The following is a 17,763-nucleotide window of genomic DNA, read 5'->3' as shown; positions in this document are numbered from 1 at the left end:
ACTTTCATGACGCCCTATGGTTGTTATTACATCGTTTACTATAGATTTGTTTCAGAAGCTTACATCCAGAAAACTTGTATAGATTTTTTCTACTTCTGTGATATTATAAGCCTGTGATGATAAAATAAGTGGATATGGATAAGTCAGCGTATGAAATCATAGAGCATGAGTATGATGTGGTGATAGTGGGTGCAGGTGGAGCAGGGCTTAGAGCAACACTTGGAATGGCTGCAACTAATTTTTCAGTTGCCTGTATTTCTAAGATTTTCCCTACACGGAGTCATACAGTTGCAGCACAAGGCGGAATTAGTGCAGCCTTGAGCAACATTGCTGAAGATGATTGGCGCTGGCATGCGTATGACACAATAAAAGGTTCAGACTGGCTTGGCGATCAAGATGCAATAGAGTATATGTGTAAAAATGCTGCCAAAGCTGTGATTGAACTTGAAAATTTTGGTGTACCCTTTTCTCGTACGGAAGATGGAAAAATATATCAGCGTGCCTTTGGTGGAATGACAACTCACTTTGGTAAAGGAAAATCGGCTCAGCGTACTTGTGCAGCAGCAGATAAAACTGGGCATGCAATTCTTCATACTCTATATCAGCAATGTCTTAAATTTAACGCTGAATTTTTTGTCGAATATTTTGTAATCGATTTGATTATGGACAAAGGGACATGCTGTGGGGTGATAGCTTGGTCGCTGTGTGATGGTACGTTGCATAGATTTCGTGCACATTTTGTGGTAATAGCAACAGGTGGTTATGGACGTGTTTATTTTTCTGCAACAAGTGCACACACCTGCACAGGTGATGGTAATGGCATGGTGGTAAGAGCTGGGTTGCCACTTGAAGATATGGAGTTTGTGCAATTTCATCCAACAGGAATATATGGCTCAGGGTGCTTGATGACGGAAGGATGCCGCGGTGAAGGTGGGTACCTCGTTAATTCTCAGGGTGAGAAGTTTATGGAACGTTATGCGCCAAAGGCAAAAGATTTGGCTTCTCGTGATGTAGTAAGTCGAGCAATGACAATTGAAATTAGAGAGGGAAGGGGAGTTGGGCCAAAGAAAGATCATATGTACTTGAATATATCGCATCTTGATCCGGAAGTGATCAAACTCAGATTGCCAGGTATTAGTGAAACAGCAAAAACCTTTGCAGGAGTTGATGTTACTAAAGATCCGATACCTGTTATTCCAACTGTTCACTACAACATGGGCGGTATTCCAACCAACTATCATGGAGAAGTGATAACACTGAAGGAAGGTAAGGAAGAAGTAGTGGATGGATTGTTTGCAATTGGAGAAGCGGCATGTGTTTCTGTACATGGTGCAAATCGACTTGGCTCTAACTCGCTTCTTGATCTTGTGGTTTTTGGTAGAGCTGCAGCGCTCAGAGCAAAAGAAAAATTGAAACCTGATGCACCACATAAAAAATTGCATTTAGACTGCACAGACTGGATAGTAGATAGATTTAATAAAATGCGATTTGCTTCTGGAGAGCTCAAAGTAGCAAAAATACGCAGTGAAATGCAGCACACTATGCAGAAATATGCATCAGTATTTCGTGTTGCTGAAGTTTTAGAAGAAGGTAAAAAAGCTATAAAAGAAGTAGCAAAAATGATGCCTAAAATTGCAGTTGAAGATCGCAGTATGATATGGAATAGTGATTTGGTTGAAGCACTGGAGCTTGCAAATATGATTCCACAAGCGGTTATTACCATGGAATGCGCAGCTAATCGTAAGGAAAGCAGAGGTGCCCATGCTCGTGAAGATTTTCCCGAGCGTGATGATAAAAATTGGATGAAACATACTATGGCATGGCTTAAAGAAGAGAAAAGCCAAGTCAGTGTAGAAATTGACTATAAAAAAGTTGCTAAAAAAACTCTGAGCGATGAGATTAATTTCATCGCCCCGGAAAAGAGAATTTATTAGTCAATCCATCTAGCATATTTGTAAATTGACGTGATATTGATATATTGCTCATTTGAGTAGCTGGACTTTCTGTATGCTCTGATTGATCTGACGATCTTTGTACTTCTTGCTCTGCTGAGTTGTTAGCTAAATTTTGTTGTTCAGTAATATTTTCAGGTTGTTTTGCAGCTAGGTGATCATCTTTACGGCTTTGCTTATCGTTGGTTAATTCCTTAACAGACTTCCTAATGTCGCTAAGTCCCAAAGTGAATATCAGACACACCACTCCTGTTATAGCTATGATGGGTAACGCTGCTCCAATTGCAATTTGTCCTTGGAAGCAAGAAAGTGTTACCATTGTAATAATAGTAGTTGCTACTGTGATTGCTAACAATACACTAGCTCTCCTGCCCGGATCAATGCATTTCCATGCAGCTTTTAGGCCATCTCCTGTTTTGTGTAGAATATGCTGACATTTTTTTGAAAAAGTTCTAACGTTATATTTTTTTTCAAGTTTTTTCCTTAGTTCTTTAGCTTTTACCTTTCCTTCTTGTGGAGTTTTTGAGTAATTTTCTAAATTACGTAAAGTGCAATAATATTTTTCAGTATGAAATTCTCGATCTTTTAGTTTCAGAGAACGGTAATCAGCACCTATTTCTAGCAGCTTTGCACAAAACTTTGTTGTATTGTCGTACTTTTTCCCTAGATCAAAAATTGTTTTCATTTGCGAAAGGTGGTTGCCTTTTTCTGCTTTTTTTGTTAATGATACTTGTAGCGGTGTTCTTCCTTCTTCGTTAATGGCCTTTATGGCCTTACCTAACTGATCTTCAGATATTTCTTTTTCTTTTACTAAACTGGAAATCAACTCCAAGCATGCAACCTTTTGTTCTCCTTTTAGCGAAGCAATATAGTGCAAAGCATTATTACCCTCTTTGTCTTGAGCAGTAATGTCTGCACTATTTTGGAGAAATAACTCTAAGGCTTTATATCTATTTGTTTTTTCAAATTTTTTATCTGTACATGATCGATCCTCATTTTTTTCTTTTATATGCTGGAATAAATAATAAAGAGGTGTTTGTTTTGCTGTATTTTCAGCATTTATAGCTTTTTTAAACTGTGCTTTAAGATACTCTTTTTCTTCCTCCTTACTTATATTTAATATTATATTTGAAAATTCAAACTTTCGTTTTTGCTTTAATTCTAAAACTATTAGATGTAAAGCATTATTACCATCTGTATCTTTCAGGCTAATATCTGCTCCTTTTTGCAATAACTCCTTAAAGGATTTCTCATCTTTATTTTTAATTGCTAAATGTAATTGATAATTATCATTACTATCTGGAGTATTTATGGTATGGGCTATAACTTCTTCAACTTTTGTTTTTATTTCTGGTTTTCGCTCAGCCAATTTCTCTAAAAATTTAAGATAGTATTCATTTTGCTTTTTAGATAATTTTTCTAAATCCTCTGTAGGTAAGCTTAGCTTGGCTCCATACTTTAACAATTTTGCAAGAAACTTAAGTGTATTATCGCTACTTCTAACTGTATTAGACTCATGTTTCCCTTTTATTATCTTGTTAATTAGTGCTACCTGAAAAGGAGTCTTTCCTTCTTGATTTTCACTATCAACAAGTTGTACTAAATTTTTCTCGTTAGCTATTTTTATCAAGGTATCTAGAAACTTAAGCTTTTGTTTCTTTTTGAGCGATGCAATAAGGTGTAAAATATTATTTCCTTTTTCATCTGTTATGCCACTGACATTTGTGCAATCTTTTAGGTATTTTCTAAATTTCCTGTTGTTTCCATTTTGGATTGCATTTAGTAATTGAACGTCATTATCAGAATCTGATATTCTGTTTATTCCATCTTCAAAATCGCTATCAGAATCTGATATTCCGTTTATTTCATCTTCAAAATCGCTACCGTAGCCACTGTCTTGTTCGCTGTGCCTACTAAAACAACTTTTAGTGACTTCAGAAATTACTTGTTTTTTTGTTTCATTTGATATTCTTTTCGATCGTTCTATTACTTCACCTAGCACTGGAAGGAAACATTGGACATAATATCTGTGATATTTTTCCTGTTCTCTAAGCGATTCTTTTAATTTAGTTAATACTTCAGGACTAGCGCCTTCCTTAAATAACCTTTTACATTCCTTGAGTGTTCCATCTCGACTTCCTGGTTTTTTATGCTGATGTTTTTCTTTTTTTACCTTTCTCTCTATAATATTATACAATTGCTTGTCTTTTTTATCTTGTTTTTCATTTTTGTTTATATGTTTATCTAGTTTGTTTGCATTAGTAACTGATATACTTAGATCTATACTCATATTAAAACCTCAATATTAAAAGCTATTTGGCGTTAACGAATTGTATTAAACTTTTAAATTGAGCTAGATGTTATCGAAATATAGGTGAAAAGGCAGAAAAATAGTTTCTATTAGAAAATCTATTGTCATAGTCAAATCCCCACTTTAGCACTTGTCTACTATTTTAACTATTTTATCTTAAAAAATAATAAATGTGGCTAAACTGTGAAGCATGAGTGCTCTGAAAGAGACAAACCAATGTTTTTATAGATCTTTCAAACTTGATTTTTCTTCTAATTTTTTAAGCATTCCTTTACTTAGTATTGATTTTATCTCTTCTACGCTTTTATCAAGATCATCATTAATTATTACGTAATCATATTTATTACTTTTACTTATCTCTTTTTGCGCTTCGGCTAATCTACGCTCTATTTCAATTTCATCATCACTATTACGCCTTTGTAGACGCAGTCTAAGCTCTTCCATTGAGGGAGGTAGTATAAAAACACTTACAACTTTTTCTCTTAAGATTTCAAACAAATGAAATGCTCCTTGCCAATCTATATTCAGTAAAACACTTATTCCACTACTCAGGTTTTGTTCTATAAAATCTTTTGGTATACCGTAAAAATTCTCAAAAACTTTGGCATATTCAAGCATTTGACCAGCCTTACATAGTTCGTGAAACTTTTCTTCAGTAACGAAAAAATAGTCTTTTCCGTTTACTTCACCGGGACGAGGTTTGCGTGTAGTCATAGAAACAGACATAACTAAATCAGTTGATTGCTCAAGTAATTTTTCTGATATAGTAGTTTTTCCAGCTCCAGAAGGAGAGGATAGAATCAGTAGTATGCCCTCATTTTTTACGGTCATTTTTCTTTATTTAACAAGTACATTATAGAGCTTTTTTAAGACTTTGTATTTTTTGAATCAAAGTTTAAAAGACTAGAGCCCTCTAAATTAGAATTTGATAAATTGGCATCAATAAGAGAGGAATTATCAAAGACAGTATAACGTAAATCGGCTTTTTCAAAATTTGCCTTATTCAAATTAACGTTTACAAACTTTGCTCTACTTAATATTGAATTAGAAAAATTAGCATTTTCTAAATTCATATCCTTAAACTCAAAGTAAGAATAATTTACATCAAATTTTTTGCCCTGCGATATTTTCTCTTGCAGATCTTTAATTGAAGTTATGGCATTCTCTAGATTTGTAATTTTTGTCTGTCCTTGATTGTCAATCAAAATTGAATTATCAAATTTGCAATCTGTTAAATGAATATCAGCAATTGAACTTTTATATATGCTTGAAGAGAGGAAAGAGACATCACTCACTGTTGAATTACTCAAATTGCTAAGAAAAAAACTAGTCTTTCTAAAGGCATTATCATAAAACACGGAGGATTTGAAATCACTTTCAATAAAGTTTGAATTAGTGACTTTTGACTTAGACCAGCTCGAATTATCAGCTAATAATTTGAAGAATATTGAATTTTCTATCTCACTCGAATCCATATTATGGTGGGAAAGAGTACTATTATAAATTTGAGAGTCTTTAATTTTTGTCTTATACATTGAAGTTGTGGAAAGATCTGAATCTTCTATTTTTGCAGAGGTAAACAATGAATGGTCAAAGAACGAACCATTCATGTCAGAATTCACAACTTTAGTATTATGAAACTTTCCGTGACAAATGTTAGCATCATAGGCGTTAACTTTATACAATTCACTAAAACTAAAATCAATATTAGATAAGTCAGCATCCTGAAGGTCTGCTTCGAAAACATATGCATGTTTTATCTTGGAACCATTTAGTATAGATTTAATGAAGTTTGAATTATCCCCTTTCACATAGGAAATTTGTGAATTGCTTAAATTGGCTTTTTCGAAATTACTGTTGACTATAATGGAAGAATTAAAATAGGCGTTTGAAAGATTGCTACCTGTAAAATCCGATTTTTTTATTTCTGCACCATATATGTTAGCATTTTTTAATGAAGAAAATTGTACCTTGAGCTTATGTGCATCCACTCCAAAGAAACTTGCGTTGTCGAAATTATTTTTCTGCATAACAGTGTCGTTTATTTCACTATCACTAAAATTGATGTAGCTGGCACTTGAGTTTGATAAATTGGAGAAATTCATTTTTACATTCAAAAACTTGGTATGCAAACCAATTATATTACGCATACTTACTTTGTTGAGATTAGAATTGATAAAATCAGCATAACTGATATTAGACTGATCAAATATGATATCTGTTAAATTTGTAGAAGCAAATTTTGAAAAACTTAAATTTGTGCCTTTTATTTTAACGCCATGTAAATTAGCATTGGAAAAATTGGCACCACGTAAATCAACATCGATAAAAGACACATCTGATAAATCGGTGTTAGAAAAATCGGCACCAATTAAACTTACTCCATCAAAAATAGATTTGCTTAAATACAATTGACTAAAATTAGCACCATTTAAATTAGGACCAAAACCTTTCTTAAAATCTTGTGGTATGCTGGCTTTATTACACTGTACTAAAAATTTAGCAAAATCTTTTGTATTGTAAGATACGTATTTTACATCATGCAGAGCGCTTAAAAAATCATTGATTGCATCATCTCCATAGCATAAATGACCAACTAAAATTAATATCAAAAGTCTAATTATCTTTTGCATCACACGTGTTTTCTTTTGTTTTTATAGCAAAGTTATACATCTCTGAGTTTTCTTGATTGTTTATTTCTTTATCCTCTAAAAGGTATGGCATCATTTCGGCAATTGCGTTTATTATGTTGATCTGATTCCTTTCGATTGCTATTTCAATAGGGGACTTAAAATTATTATCAACTACTCTAGGATCAGCACCTTGTAATAAGAGAAAGCGAACTGTGTCTATTTCACCTTGTTTCACTGCATAAATTAGAGGAGTATCACCCAATTTATTTCTAAATCTTAGTATTTCTTGAATTGTTAATCCAATTTTTTCTAGCTTATTTATTACTCCTCTTAGACAAATTAAGTTGCCCTTCTTGATGCAGTAAAAAAATTGCTTACTGTAATCATCAGTAAATATAGTTTTAGGAAGGTGCTCATTTAGGCTATCATATTGTCTTTTATATATAGACTTGCTTTTATGTTTTTTTATTTCTTTGTTTAGCTTTGTCCATTTTTCGCTTTCTTCATTTTCTTTTTTCACAGGTGTTATATTGTCAGGCTGTTCTTCTTTCTTTTTCTCTGTTAATTGGCTTGTTGAAAGTTCGGTGTCTTTTTTGCTAATCTCCTCTTCAGGCTGTAGGTTTGTTTGATTATTGTGACTGATTTTCTTCTCTTCAGGTTCTTCTTTTTTTTCTTCTGATAAAGGACTTGTTAGAGCTTTGGTATCTTTTATATTAGTCTCCTCTTCAGACTGTAGGTTTGTTTGATTACTTGAAGGTACTTCTTCATTGATTACATTTGTTGGGTCTGTGATTTCTTTGAGTTCGCTCAGAAGCGGAGAAGTTTTTTCAGCATCAGTGTTGCTTTTCGATACGTCTTCTTGATTTATACTGCTTTCATTTTTATTTTCTTCAGGCTGTTCTGCAGCAAGCAGGTTAGATATAACAATTAATAGTATGAAGAATGCTTTATATTTCATAAACATTGCAAATATAGGCTTAATTAAAATGATACTATAATCAAATGATTAATCTACAGTAAAAAGTGCTTTAGTTATTGTACAAGTATGATTATGTAAAAATTTATTTTTCTCTTTTATCTAGGTTTTATCTGAAATTGTCATTCGAGTAGCTGACATACAACTGTACGGACATTAAAGAAATCAGTATACAGCTGTATGAACATTGTGGTAATTTGCGTACTAAACAATGTCATCCCAGTGCTCCGACACTGGGATCCATTTTCCATCATCATTAGAAACGTTATATTTTAGCATAACTTTTAACTCACAAATTTAATTGGATGCCAGTACTGGCTACTTTTATGACATCTATCATTTTATGTTTATAGTATTTTTTGCAAATAAACGTTCGTAGTTGTAAATTAAATGCAAAAAAATACTTGACACATTTGGTAAGTTGATTATTATCAGTAAAAATGAGGGTATTTTAGAGCTCGAAATCCACCTTATTCAAGTCTGCAGACTTTTCAATTAATTTCTCAATAAAAAATATAGCACAGTCTACTTCAGTGCGTACACGTACGCTTAATTTCTGTCATAAGGTGTGTTATATTTTTCTAAATCTTTTCTTTATAGGAGGGTCATTATGTCTAAAATTCCTTAAACATTAATTTTTAACTTAAACATTTATTAAATAGTGCAGTACTGCCTTACGCGTTGCTAATCCAAACTTTACTTGCTGTAAAATAACACAATCTGCTATATCATTGCTAATTTCGATACCTCTATTTATTGGTCCTGGGTGCATAACAATTGCATCTGGTTTTGCGTGCGATAGTTTTTGTGAATCAAGTCCATACAAATGAAAATATTCTTTTTCTGAAGAATTATTATTCATGCGCTCTTTCTGCAATCTTAAAAGCATAATGACGTCAGCATCCTCTATACCTTCAGTTAATGAATAATGAATTGAATCTACTTCAGGAAAATGTTTACACATCAAAGCTGGTGGTGCAACTAAGCTTATTTTTGCTCCAAACATTTTTAGCAATCTTATATTTGATCTTGCAACTCTACTGTGCAAAATATCTCCACATATCACAATTTTGAGGTTTTTTATTTGCTTTTTATGACTGATAATTACGAGATAATCTGCAAGAGCTTGAGTTGGGTGTTCACTGCTTCCATCGCCTGCGTTGATTAACGAGCAGTTAACATACTTTGCCAGTGTATTAATGATACCACTACTTTTATGCCTGATTATCATATAGTCAGGATTCATTGCATTTAGTGTTTTTATCATATCTTTTAGATCTTCCCCTTTGTTAATAGAAGAAGATTTTATTGGTAAAGTTATAACATTTGCTCCAAGGCTTTTTGCTGCTATTTCAAAAGATGCGAGCGTACGTGTTGAATCTTCAAAGAATAGGTTTATGACTATTTTATTTTTCAGAACATGACTATTTTCAACTTTTTCTTCAAGGTATTGGTTGGCTAATTTAGTTATATTTTCTACATCACCGATTGTGAGGTCTGAGATATTTAATAAATTCCTTCTCTTGTCCATAGCTCCTTTTTTGAGCTTATTCTACTTTCTTAATTTCAATTACACAACTCTAAAGTAAAGTAGAAGGAAGCTATAAAATTTTATTTCCACTTACATTCATCTGCTATCATAACAGCCTCAAAGAGATGCTTCTCAAGCTCACTTATAGGCAGAGTACTTTGTAGGTAATTTCCCCAAGATTTTAACACATCAGAAGTTTCAATACCTTCAACAATAGGATATTCTTGATTTTTTTTAGCATATAGCTCTTGAGCCTGTTTGCTTACAAAAAACTCCAATAAAGCTATGGCATTTTCTCTGTGTTTTGCGTTTTTTGTTACTGCTGCACCACTAATATTCACCATTACACCATCACTCGGGAAGAAAGCTCCTAACTTTTCTGTGATATTCTTTTTATTTTCTGATGAAAGGATTCTTGCAAAGTAGTAGCTATTTACTATTGCAACATTGCCTTCACCAGCGGCTACAGCATAAATTTGATCTGTGTCACCACCGCTTGGTTTTCTTGCCATGTTGCTTACAATTCCACTCACCCATTCTTTTGTTTTTTCAAAACCATTTTTTGCAATCATAAAAGCGATCAATGATCGGTTATATGGACTTGTGGAAGAGCGTACTAATATTTTCCCTTTCCATTTTTCATTCGCTAAATCTTCATAGGTACTTAATTCCTTAGGATCTACTGATTCTTTATTGTAAACCAATATTCTAGCTCTTTTTGTGAGACCAAACCAATAATCTTCATTATCTCTAAATTTTGCAGGTATGGCATTTTTTAGAGTCTCTGAATCCACTTGAGATAAGAGCCCTCTTTTTTTGGCTAAAATCAAATTCACTGCATCTGCAGTTAAAAACAAATCAGCTTCACCGCCATTTTCCATACGTGAAAGCAATTGGGAATAATCGTCAATGATATAACGTACCTTGATGCCAGTGGTTTTTGTAAAATCATCAAACAAACTATGTACTAATTCTTCTTTACGAGATGAATAAACGTTTACTACTTGTGAATCATCAATTCCGCTATTTTTATATAAAAAATTAACGACTATCAATACAGCCGCTACTAAAGATATAAATATTAAACCTTTTTTCATAAACAAACCCCTTCCTTGTCATCATCTCAAGCTATCAAAATAGCAAGGTCTTAGCAAGTGTAAATCTTCAAAACGTTGCAGTTACAGTACTGGAATAGCGATAAAAAGAAGTACGAGCCAGATTTAATTAATAATATAAGTAATATCTGGATGGCCACATCGTTCAGCAACTACTTGTAACAATTTTGAACTAATCTTTTCTTGACTGCTTTTTACAGTTTTAATAGCTGTTTCATTAGGATTTTCACTATTAGCATCTTTTGTATCTAATAACAAGTAATCTTTAAAATCAGTTTTGCTCCAATGATGAATTGTGCAAGCTAAAGTGAAAAGCAGTAGAGTGCCTGAAATTGCAACGATTGGCCAGTAAATAGTAGGATTTGTGTATGAACTTACTATGTTGCTCAAACCACCTGTTGAATAAAGTGCTAAAGGGAAGGTTATGTTTCCAGTAATAAGAACTGTTCCTAAGATAGGAAGCCATATTCTATCATTGATTAATGAATTTACTTTACTCTTGTAATAGATTGGCTGGCCTGTAAGTTCTACGATGTTCGGATCACTTTTTGCTTCTTCTGGAAGAGAGTGAAACGTAAAGTAAACACGATTACCGTTGCTATATTTTAATACCAAAGATTTGATGCATTTCTTGTCTTTTGAAAGTGTATTTGATATCTCATCTAAAACTTCTTGAGTATCTCTTTTTGTGATCTTGTGCTCCTTAGTACGTACTGCTTGCATAAATTCCCACATAATTCCCAAGGCTAAACAAGACGCTAATACTCCGACAAATATAGTAACAGGATTTATGCTGCCGATGAATCCAATGAATTCTCTTTGCTTCACAGCTAAAACGATTGACGTAATACAACATGCCGTAATAAGACCTACAAAAGGCATTGTAACTTTCTTCTTTTGCATCGTATATTTTACTTTCTGTAAAAATCTGTTTGTCTTTTTATTATCTCCAAGCAAAGATTTTTCAGAGCCATCTGTTTGATATGATGGTGGAGGAGTTGGATTTGCCTTCACTCTTTCTTTTAAATTTTCTAATGTTTTTTGACTATTCCAAGGTTCGCTGTATACTGTTTCTTGAGAAGGTGATCTGCTAACTGATACACTATCTGAACTCTTTTTTGGAGATTCTGTATTTTGCTCTATGGATGCATAAAGAGGTTCTGAACTGTTCACATTCGATCCTTCTTGCCTTTCTTCATAAGAACTTGATTCGCTAGCCGAACTTGTATGTTGTAAAATTTCATTTTCACCATTTGTTTGTTTCGTTGTTTTGCGAGGTTGTGGTTGTGGTGGAATTGTTTGTTCTATTCCACCTCTTTCAGTTGTTCTGACGTTTCCTACGTTTGCTGATCCAGGCATATTCGCTCCAAAATTAATTACAATGTTATGTTGATTACGCTATAGTTATTAAGATATAGTGAATACTAATTTAAGAATAAATATTAGTATAAGAACTGCTGATCAAAGATCCTTTCATTCAAAGGGCAATCTTTGTCAAAAAGTAGAGTGACTGTATTTTCGTGATCTTTCTGTATTTTTACCTGCGATATGTCGTGAAATTCCTTGTAATCTGATACTACAAGTGCTGGACGATTTTCCACGTCGTTGATATCAATTTGCACTATTGTATCATTTGAGATTAACGCTCCATTCCAACGCCTTGGGTAGTAGCTATTGATGGAAGTCAGTGCAAGTAAATTTGAATTAAGTGGTAAGATTGGCCCACCGGCAGAGAAGTTATATGCAGTGCTACCTGTTGGGGTAGACAATATAATTCCATCTCCTCTGAATTTTTCTACTTTTAGCTTATCATTAATGGTAATATTCATCTCCACTATTTGATTTGCATTTCTAAAGACATACACTTCATTTACTGCGATGTAATGGTGTTTTTTGCCACTTATGTCTGTGGCTTCCATTTTTAGTAAAGTTAGCTGAGTAGGAACTGCATGTTCTATATGATCAATTAGATCTTCAAAGCATTTATTCATCAAAAATCCGACGTTACCGGTATTTATTCCATACACATGTATATCTTTATTTCCTATGACGTAGTTGTGTAGGGTGCGTAGCATAAAACCATCGCCACCAACAACTATCAGCAGATCAACTTCATGCTTACCTGCTTCTGCTATATTGATAAAATTGAGTTTCTGTAGTAGTTTAGATACTTCCTGAGACTTGGGTAGCGAAGAAGCAATATAGCCTACATTTTTATATTTATACATGTTAAATAAAGAGGGGAGGAACTAAAAAAGACTCCCGTATTTATCATTAAACTTAGCTATTTTACTATCCTTCTCCCCTGAACCGCTTGTCAAACTTCCAGTCCATGCAGGATGAGTAAGAGGATCTCTATCAAGCTTTATTCTTTGACCTTCTTTTCCATAAGTGGAATAAGTTTCAAACTCTTGACCATCTGTCATAACTATAGTAACTTTGTGATAATCGATTTCTGCCATTGTTCTTACAAATTTCTTATCAGCTAAGATTTTAGTGAATCTGGTTCATTTGGTCAATCATTATTGTGAAATATTGACAAAAAATAAATAAAGTAGTATTCTCAATGAAGAATGAAAAATTTTTTATGATTTTTGCTTTTCCTGGTCAGGGCTCTCAATTTGTAGGAATGGGAAAGAGCTTATATGATGAATTTTCAGTTGCAAGGCAAGTATTTGATGAAGTAGATGACGTATTGGGTAGAAAGCTGTCTCATTTGATTTTCAATGGCCCTATTGAGAAATTAACCATCACGGAAAACGCTCAGCCAGCTATAATGGCGGTGTCAATTGCAACGCTACGTGTTATGAAGCACGTATTTGGTGAATCTCTTTACAGCGTTCAGTATGTTTGTGGGCATTCAGTTGGCGAGTATACAGCGCTGTGTGCTGCAGGGGCATTGACGCTTGAGTCTGCAGTCAAATTGCTAAAAGTTCGTAGCGAAGCAATGCATGAAGCTTCACTAAAATGCAAAGGTGGAATGTTTGCTCTACTTGGAGCAGAAATAAGCGAAGTAGAAGGTATATTAAAATCAGCTCAAATTGATTGTGAAATTGCAAACGATAATGGTGGTGGGCAGGTAGTGGTGAGTGGTACTGCAGAGGCTCTTGAGGTCTTACCTGATTTATTCAAAAACTCAAGTGTCAAGAAAATGATAAAATTACAAGTTAGTGGGCCTTTTCATTCATCTTTTATGAAACCTGCTGATGAAAAACTTCTGGAATTTTTAAAAAGCATCAACATAACTCGCCCTTCGATTCCTTTTGTATCAAACGTTACAGCTAAGGAAGAAAGTGATCCAGAGATCATAAGAGCTTTGCTCGCTAAGCAAGTTGTAAGTAGAGTAAGATGGAGAGAGATGGTTTTATATATGATAAGCCATGGCACTAATAAGTTTGTTGAAGTTGGCCCTAACAAAGTTTTATCTAATCTAGTTAAAAGAATTGACCAATCTATCAATACAAAAAGCATAGGTAGCATTAGTGATGCTGATAACTTCTTTAATGAATCATTAATGTTGACAGCAAAAAATTTAAAAATAAAAGCTTATAACTAACATAAAGTAAAATTTGTACTATTTTTTGCTTTGATTATTGATAGCAGCGGAATGTCAAACATCGACACTAAAGAATATGATCTAGCGTTGGGTGATACCACGGTTAAGCTTTTTATTAAAAGTAGCGATACAAGTGGGATCAATTTTATTAATGTGCATCAAAATGAAGTAACTTCAAAAGGGGCTGGTGAGCATATACTCCAGCAGTTTGGTGGAAGAATGCTATACATTACTCATGGTGATGGTACTCCGCGTAATGTAGAATTTTACTTAAATGGTGAGCGGTATGAATTCGATCCCAATCGCATGTTTGATGATGTAGGTGCAGAAGCTAGCTTAAGAGAGTTTGGCAGTGTTTCAGAAGATGCTTTGAGAGCTGTTAGAAACTTTGCAGAAAGAATTTTAGATTTTTTACTTCCTGGTCAAGATCACGTTATCGCTCTGCACAATAACTACAATTCTCCCAGCTACTCATTCAAGAGCTATTTTTCTCCACCACTTTCTCATGATGTGCTAAAGATTTCTCCAGAAGTGTGTCCGGAAAGTGGAACGGGTGAGTTTTTCTATACGACAGTTGAAGATTGGTTCGATGCTTTAAAACAGAAAGAAATTTTTAATATAGTATTGCAAAATAACAAAGCAGTTGAAGATGATGGTTCTTTATCTGTATATGTAGGGAAGAATAATATTCGGTACTCTAATGTGGAAGCTGAGCATGATCATTTAGAGCAGCAAATAGATATGCTATCTTCTATACACAGTGTTTTATTTCCTCAACCCTTAACAATAGAGTTATAGCAACATGGAACGCACTAACGAACTACCTGTCATCTCGTTTGGCTTTTTAAGTCCAAGTAGCTGTAAAATAGTAGGAGCAATATCAGATAATTTTCCATCTCTCAGTTTTAAATTTTCACAAGATATAATAAATGGAACTTTATTTAGAGTGTGCGCTGTGTGAGGTGTGTTATTTTCTTCATCGAACATACATTCCACATTACCATGGTCTGCTGTAACAATGAGTGCAGTATTACCCACTTCTTTGACAACGCTGAGTACTTTTGCAAGGCAATCATCTACAGCGAGCACAGCTTGCTCGGCCGCTTTTATATTACCTGTGTGTCCCACCATATCAGGGTTAGCGTAGTTTACAACTATCAGCGCAAATTCTTGAGAATAAATTTTTTTTACAAGCTCTTCTGTGAGCTCAAAGGCTGACATTTCAGGCTGCAGGTCATAAGTTTTAACTTTTGGTGAAGGAATGAGTATTCTTTCTTCACCAGAAAAAGGTTCTTCTCTTCCACAATTAAAAAAGAAAGTCACATGCGCATATTTCTCAGTTTCAGCAATGCGCAGTTGCCGTAGTTTATTGTCTTCTATTATCTGTCCCAAAGTGTTGGCAAAAGATTCAGGAGGAAAGAGATAAGGGATTTTTAAGTCCGCTTTATATTGCATCATACTTAAAATTGAAGAGAATTTTGCCACTTCAGTATAGCCTGCTTTACCAAGACAAATACTTGCCAATTGTATCATTCGATCAGCACGAAAGTTAGCCAATAGCAATCCATCTTCTGGTTTTATACCTTGATAATCGCCTATTATTGCGGGCCTGATAAATTCATCGGTTATATTATTTTGATAATTTTCATCAATAAGCGATACTGCATCATCATAACGAGGCGCCTTTGCAAATGCGATGGCTTCATAAGCTTCAATTGTTCTTTCCCACCTATTATCACGGTCCATAGCATAATAACGCCCAGAGACAGTGGCGATTCTTATATCATTTTCCTTTATGCTTTCTGTAAATTCTTGAATGCATCTTTTCCCTGAATTTAGCAGTGTGTCTCTGCCATCTAAAAATGCGTGTATTACAACTTTAATTCCGCGCTGTGATATCTTGTTTGCTAAAGCTGAAATGTGCTTTTGATGCGAATGAACACCGCCATCTGATATCAATCCCATTATATGGCATATGCCATTCTTACTTTTTAGATCATTAATAAAATTCTGTAGATTTGCATTATTTTCTATCGTTTCGATTGCTTGATTAATACGCTGAAGGCTTTGCATTACCACTCTACCGCTACCAATATTCATGTGACCAACTTCTGAATTGCCTATTTGGCCTTCTGGTAATCCAACATCAGTTCCACAGGCAGATAAACTGCACTTTGGATAATTAGAGCTAATATGTTGCCAACAAGGTGGATTTGAATTGCTAATAGCGTTGTATTTACTATTTTCTATTCCATTACCCCAGCCATCTAATATACATAAAACGACTGATTTAAAGTTCATATAAAAGTTATCATCGAGAACCTCCGATGATACCAAAAACAAACTCTTCTCACAACTTTTGTGTTAAAATAAGAGATATAAAAAGCTGCTTGGAGGCAATGGTATATGAAGTTTTTCATAAAATATTTTATTAAAGTGATTGACAGTTGCTGAAGTGTTTACTAAAACACTTGCATAGCTTTAATAGTGAGGTCAAATGAGTTATAGTCAATATGTAAAGGGTAATACTTTAGCAACATCAGCTGCTATAATTAATGTTGATAGATTAGTAAACTTTTTAAAAAGCAATACAAACATTACAAGACTTATTTTACGATGTTCAAAAATTAATTATGAGGTTATAAAAGAATTAGCTCAGCTTTCTCATCTTACTTCACTTGATCTAAGTTGCAGTTATGTTGTTACAGAATATGTAAAGATTTTAGCAAGCGGGAATCTTATAAATCTTACTTCGCTTGATTTAGGAGGAAACGGAATTGGTGATGAAGATGTAGAGGCTTTAACCAGTGGAAATCTTACAAGTCTTACTGAGCTTAAATTATATGATAATAAAATTGGCGATAGGGGGGCAAAAGCTTTAGCAAGTGGAAACCTTCAAAAGCTTACTTTACTGAGTTTAGGATGGAATGAAATCAGTAATGAAGGTGTAGAGGCTTTAGCAGCAAGTGAAAACCTTAAAAATCTTATTACACTTAAAGTATATGATAACAGCATTAATTACAGAGATGTACAGACTTTGGCGAGTGGAAATTTGGTGCGTCTTACTTCGCTCATTTACAATTATTGCAGTATTGATGAAACATTGCCAAAAAATGTCCTTCCTCAATTAAAAAGGAAATGTAATAAAAGAAAAATAGGAGAGGAGCCAGATAGCAAGCTAAGTGAAGCGCAGACATCTTTGCATTTTGACAGTAAAGGCTTTAAACCTATATAACTTCACACGTTTTGTCTGTTTAATAGACAAAAAAAAAGTAGTGAATTTTGGGCTAAAAGTGAAATGTACAGATTGTATAAAATAGTGCTCCCCGGGCCGGATTCGAACCAGCGACCAATTGGTTAACAGCCAACTGCTCTACCACTGAGCTACCGAGGAATAAACTGCTTTCAACTTATCACATTGAACGCCGATTGTAAACGATTTTTATGTAGACTTTAGACCTAGATATCATTCCAGTGCATGGAGCTGTAATCCAGTTTTTCTTACCAACAAAAACTTAGAATAACTTTTGTTCTTAAAAAATTTCTAGATTTCAGACTCATGTTTCAATGTTAAACAAGGTACAATAGAATTGAGTAGGGTAATTTCTAGGGAATTATTATATTCTAGAAAAAGTAAAATGTCATCCAGATAGACTAATGTACAAGGTAAGCTGAATGTCTATAAGGAA

Annotated in this window: 14 protein-coding genes and 1 tRNA gene; 4 read left to right on the top strand and 11 right to left on the bottom strand. The window is 34.0% G+C overall.

Going from position 1 to position 17,763, the window contains the following annotated elements; translation table 11 throughout:
- Positions 1 to 134: 134 nt before the first annotated feature.
- A complete protein-coding gene (sdhA, locus tag ONG78_RS07265) occupies positions 135 to 1,934 on the top strand; it encodes a succinate dehydrogenase flavoprotein subunit (protein WP_264378023.1) in 1,800 nt (599 codons plus the stop codon).
- On the opposite strand, the gene ONG78_RS07260 is transcribed toward sdhA, so the two are convergent.
- The 9 genes from ONG78_RS07260 to rpmE all read right to left on the bottom strand — a co-directional run bounded on the left by ONG78_RS07260 (position 1,906) and on the right by rpmE (position 12,980).
- Complete coding sequence (locus tag ONG78_RS07260) at positions 1,906 to 4,242, bottom strand: ankyrin repeat domain-containing protein (protein ID WP_264378022.1); 2,337 nt, start codon at positions 4,240 to 4,242, stop codon at positions 1,906 to 1,908. The two genes, sdhA and ONG78_RS07260, sit on opposite strands and share 29 nt — an antisense overlap.
- Before the next feature lie 243 nt (positions 4,243 to 4,485).
- Positions 4,486 to 5,094 carry a guanylate kinase gene (gene gmk, locus ONG78_RS07255; RefSeq protein ID WP_010406904.1) on the bottom strand — a complete coding sequence of 203 codons (609 nt, stop codon included), beginning with the start codon at positions 5,092 to 5,094 and terminating at the stop codon, positions 4,486 to 4,488.
- Between the two features lie 35 nt (positions 5,095 to 5,129).
- Positions 5,130 to 6,896, bottom strand: a complete 1,767-nt coding sequence (locus ONG78_RS07250; protein WP_264374970.1) for a pentapeptide repeat-containing protein — start codon at positions 6,894 to 6,896, stop codon at positions 5,130 to 5,132.
- Positions 6,880 to 7,854: an ankyrin repeat domain-containing protein gene (locus ONG78_RS07245; protein ID WP_264378021.1), complete on the bottom strand. Its 975-nt coding sequence runs from the start codon at positions 7,852 to 7,854 to the stop codon at positions 6,880 to 6,882. Before ONG78_RS07245 ends, ONG78_RS07250 begins: the two co-directional genes overlap by 17 nt.
- A gap of 661 nt (positions 7,855 to 8,515) precedes the next feature.
- Positions 8,516 to 9,403 (bottom strand): aspartate carbamoyltransferase catalytic subunit, encoded by an 888-nt coding sequence (locus ONG78_RS07240; protein ID WP_264378020.1) that lies wholly within the window; start codon positions 9,401 to 9,403, stop codon positions 8,516 to 8,518.
- Positions 9,404 to 9,483: 80 nt separating this feature from the next.
- Positions 9,484 to 10,500, bottom strand: a complete 1,017-nt coding sequence (locus ONG78_RS07235) for an extracellular solute-binding protein (protein ID WP_149168669.1) — start codon at positions 10,498 to 10,500, stop codon at positions 9,484 to 9,486.
- Between the two features lie 123 nt (positions 10,501 to 10,623).
- The gene (locus tag ONG78_RS07230; protein WP_264378019.1) at positions 10,624 to 11,877 is read right to left on the bottom strand and encodes a hypothetical protein; all 1,254 of its coding nucleotides are present in this window, start codon (positions 11,875 to 11,877) and stop codon (positions 10,624 to 10,626) included.
- Between the two features lie 83 nt (positions 11,878 to 11,960).
- Positions 11,961 to 12,746, bottom strand: coding sequence for an NAD kinase (locus tag ONG78_RS07225; RefSeq protein ID WP_149168667.1), 786 nt, complete (start codon positions 12,744 to 12,746; stop codon positions 11,961 to 11,963).
- A 21-nt stretch (positions 12,747 to 12,767) separates the two neighbouring features.
- The gene (rpmE, locus tag ONG78_RS07220; RefSeq protein ID WP_006013575.1) at positions 12,768 to 12,980 is read right to left on the bottom strand and encodes a 50S ribosomal protein L31; all 213 of its coding nucleotides are present in this window, start codon (positions 12,978 to 12,980) and stop codon (positions 12,768 to 12,770) included.
- Positions 12,981 to 13,105: 125 nt separating this feature from the next.
- Here rpmE and fabD point away from each other — a divergent pair, with 125 nt between their 5' ends.
- On the top strand, positions 13,106 to 14,074 hold the full coding sequence (fabD, locus tag ONG78_RS07215; RefSeq protein WP_264378079.1) for an ACP S-malonyltransferase: 969 nt from the start codon (positions 13,106 to 13,108) through the stop codon (positions 14,072 to 14,074).
- Between the two features lie 51 nt (positions 14,075 to 14,125).
- Entirely contained in the window at positions 14,126 to 14,872 is a 747-nt protein-coding gene (locus ONG78_RS07210) for a hypothetical protein (protein WP_007302088.1), read from the top strand.
- Here the strand turns inward: ONG78_RS07210 and gpmI are convergent.
- The gene (gpmI, locus tag ONG78_RS07205) at positions 14,867 to 16,375 is read right to left on the bottom strand and encodes a 2,3-bisphosphoglycerate-independent phosphoglycerate mutase (RefSeq protein WP_264374975.1); all 1,509 of its coding nucleotides are present in this window, start codon (positions 16,373 to 16,375) and stop codon (positions 14,867 to 14,869) included. The two genes, ONG78_RS07210 and gpmI, sit on opposite strands and share 6 nt — an antisense overlap.
- A 196-nt stretch (positions 16,376 to 16,571) precedes the next feature.
- On the opposite strand from gpmI, the gene ONG78_RS07200 reads away from it, so the two are divergent.
- Positions 16,572 to 17,309, top strand: coding sequence for a leucine-rich repeat domain-containing protein (locus tag ONG78_RS07200; RefSeq protein WP_264374976.1), 738 nt, complete (start codon positions 16,572 to 16,574; stop codon positions 17,307 to 17,309).
- An 87-nt stretch (positions 17,310 to 17,396) separates the two neighbouring features.
- Here ONG78_RS07200 and ONG78_RS07195 read toward each other — a convergent pair.
- Positions 17,397 to 17,468, bottom strand: a tRNA-Asn gene (locus tag ONG78_RS07195).
- Positions 17,469 to 17,763: the final 295 nt, after the last annotated feature.

The sequence above is a fragment of the Wolbachia endosymbiont (group B) of Philonthus cognatus genome (assembly GCF_947179345.1).
Lineage (GTDB): Bacteria > Pseudomonadota > Alphaproteobacteria > Rickettsiales > Anaplasmataceae > Wolbachia.
The sequence above is the reverse complement of the archived record's forward strand: the minus strand, read 5'-3'. Positions and strand labels throughout refer to the sequence as shown.

Excerpts from the sequence above, each read along its gene's own strand:
- ONG78_RS07245 (WP_264378021.1), bottom strand. The coding sequence starts at position 7,854 with ATGAAATATAAAGCATTCTTCATACTATTAATTGTTATATCTAACCTG.
- rpmE (WP_006013575.1), bottom strand. The coding sequence starts at position 12,980 with ATGGCAGAAATCGATTATCACAAAGTTACTATAGTTATGACAGATGGT.
- ONG78_RS07210 (WP_007302088.1), top strand. The coding sequence starts at position 14,126 with ATGTCAAACATCGACACTAAAGAATATGATCTAGCGTTGGGTGATACC.
- ONG78_RS07235 (WP_149168669.1), bottom strand. The coding sequence starts at position 10,500 with ATGAAAAAAGGTTTAATATTTATATCTTTAGTAGCGGCTGTATTGATA.
- ONG78_RS07250 (WP_264374970.1), bottom strand. The coding sequence starts at position 6,896 with ATGCAAAAGATAATTAGACTTTTGATATTAATTTTAGTTGGTCATTTA.
- sdhA (WP_264378023.1), top strand. The coding sequence starts at position 135 with ATGGATAAGTCAGCGTATGAAATCATAGAGCATGAGTATGATGTGGTG.
- gmk (WP_010406904.1), bottom strand. The coding sequence starts at position 5,094 with ATGACCGTAAAAAATGAGGGCATACTACTGATTCTATCCTCTCCTTCT.
- ONG78_RS07225 (WP_149168667.1), bottom strand. The coding sequence starts at position 12,746 with ATGTATAAATATAAAAATGTAGGCTATATTGCTTCTTCGCTACCCAAG.
- ONG78_RS07200 (WP_264374976.1), top strand. The coding sequence starts at position 16,572 with ATGAGTTATAGTCAATATGTAAAGGGTAATACTTTAGCAACATCAGCT.
- ONG78_RS07240 (WP_264378020.1), bottom strand. The coding sequence starts at position 9,403 with ATGGACAAGAGAAGGAATTTATTAAATATCTCAGACCTCACAATCGGT.
- ONG78_RS07260 (WP_264378022.1), bottom strand. The coding sequence starts at position 4,242 with ATGAGTATAGATCTAAGTATATCAGTTACTAATGCAAACAAACTAGAT.
- ONG78_RS07230 (WP_264378019.1), bottom strand. The coding sequence starts at position 11,877 with ATGCCTGGATCAGCAAACGTAGGAAACGTCAGAACAACTGAAAGAGGT.
- gpmI (WP_264374975.1), bottom strand. The coding sequence starts at position 16,375 with ATGAACTTTAAATCAGTCGTTTTATGTATATTAGATGGCTGGGGTAAT.
- fabD (WP_264378079.1), top strand. The coding sequence starts at position 13,106 with ATGATTTTTGCTTTTCCTGGTCAGGGCTCTCAATTTGTAGGAATGGGA.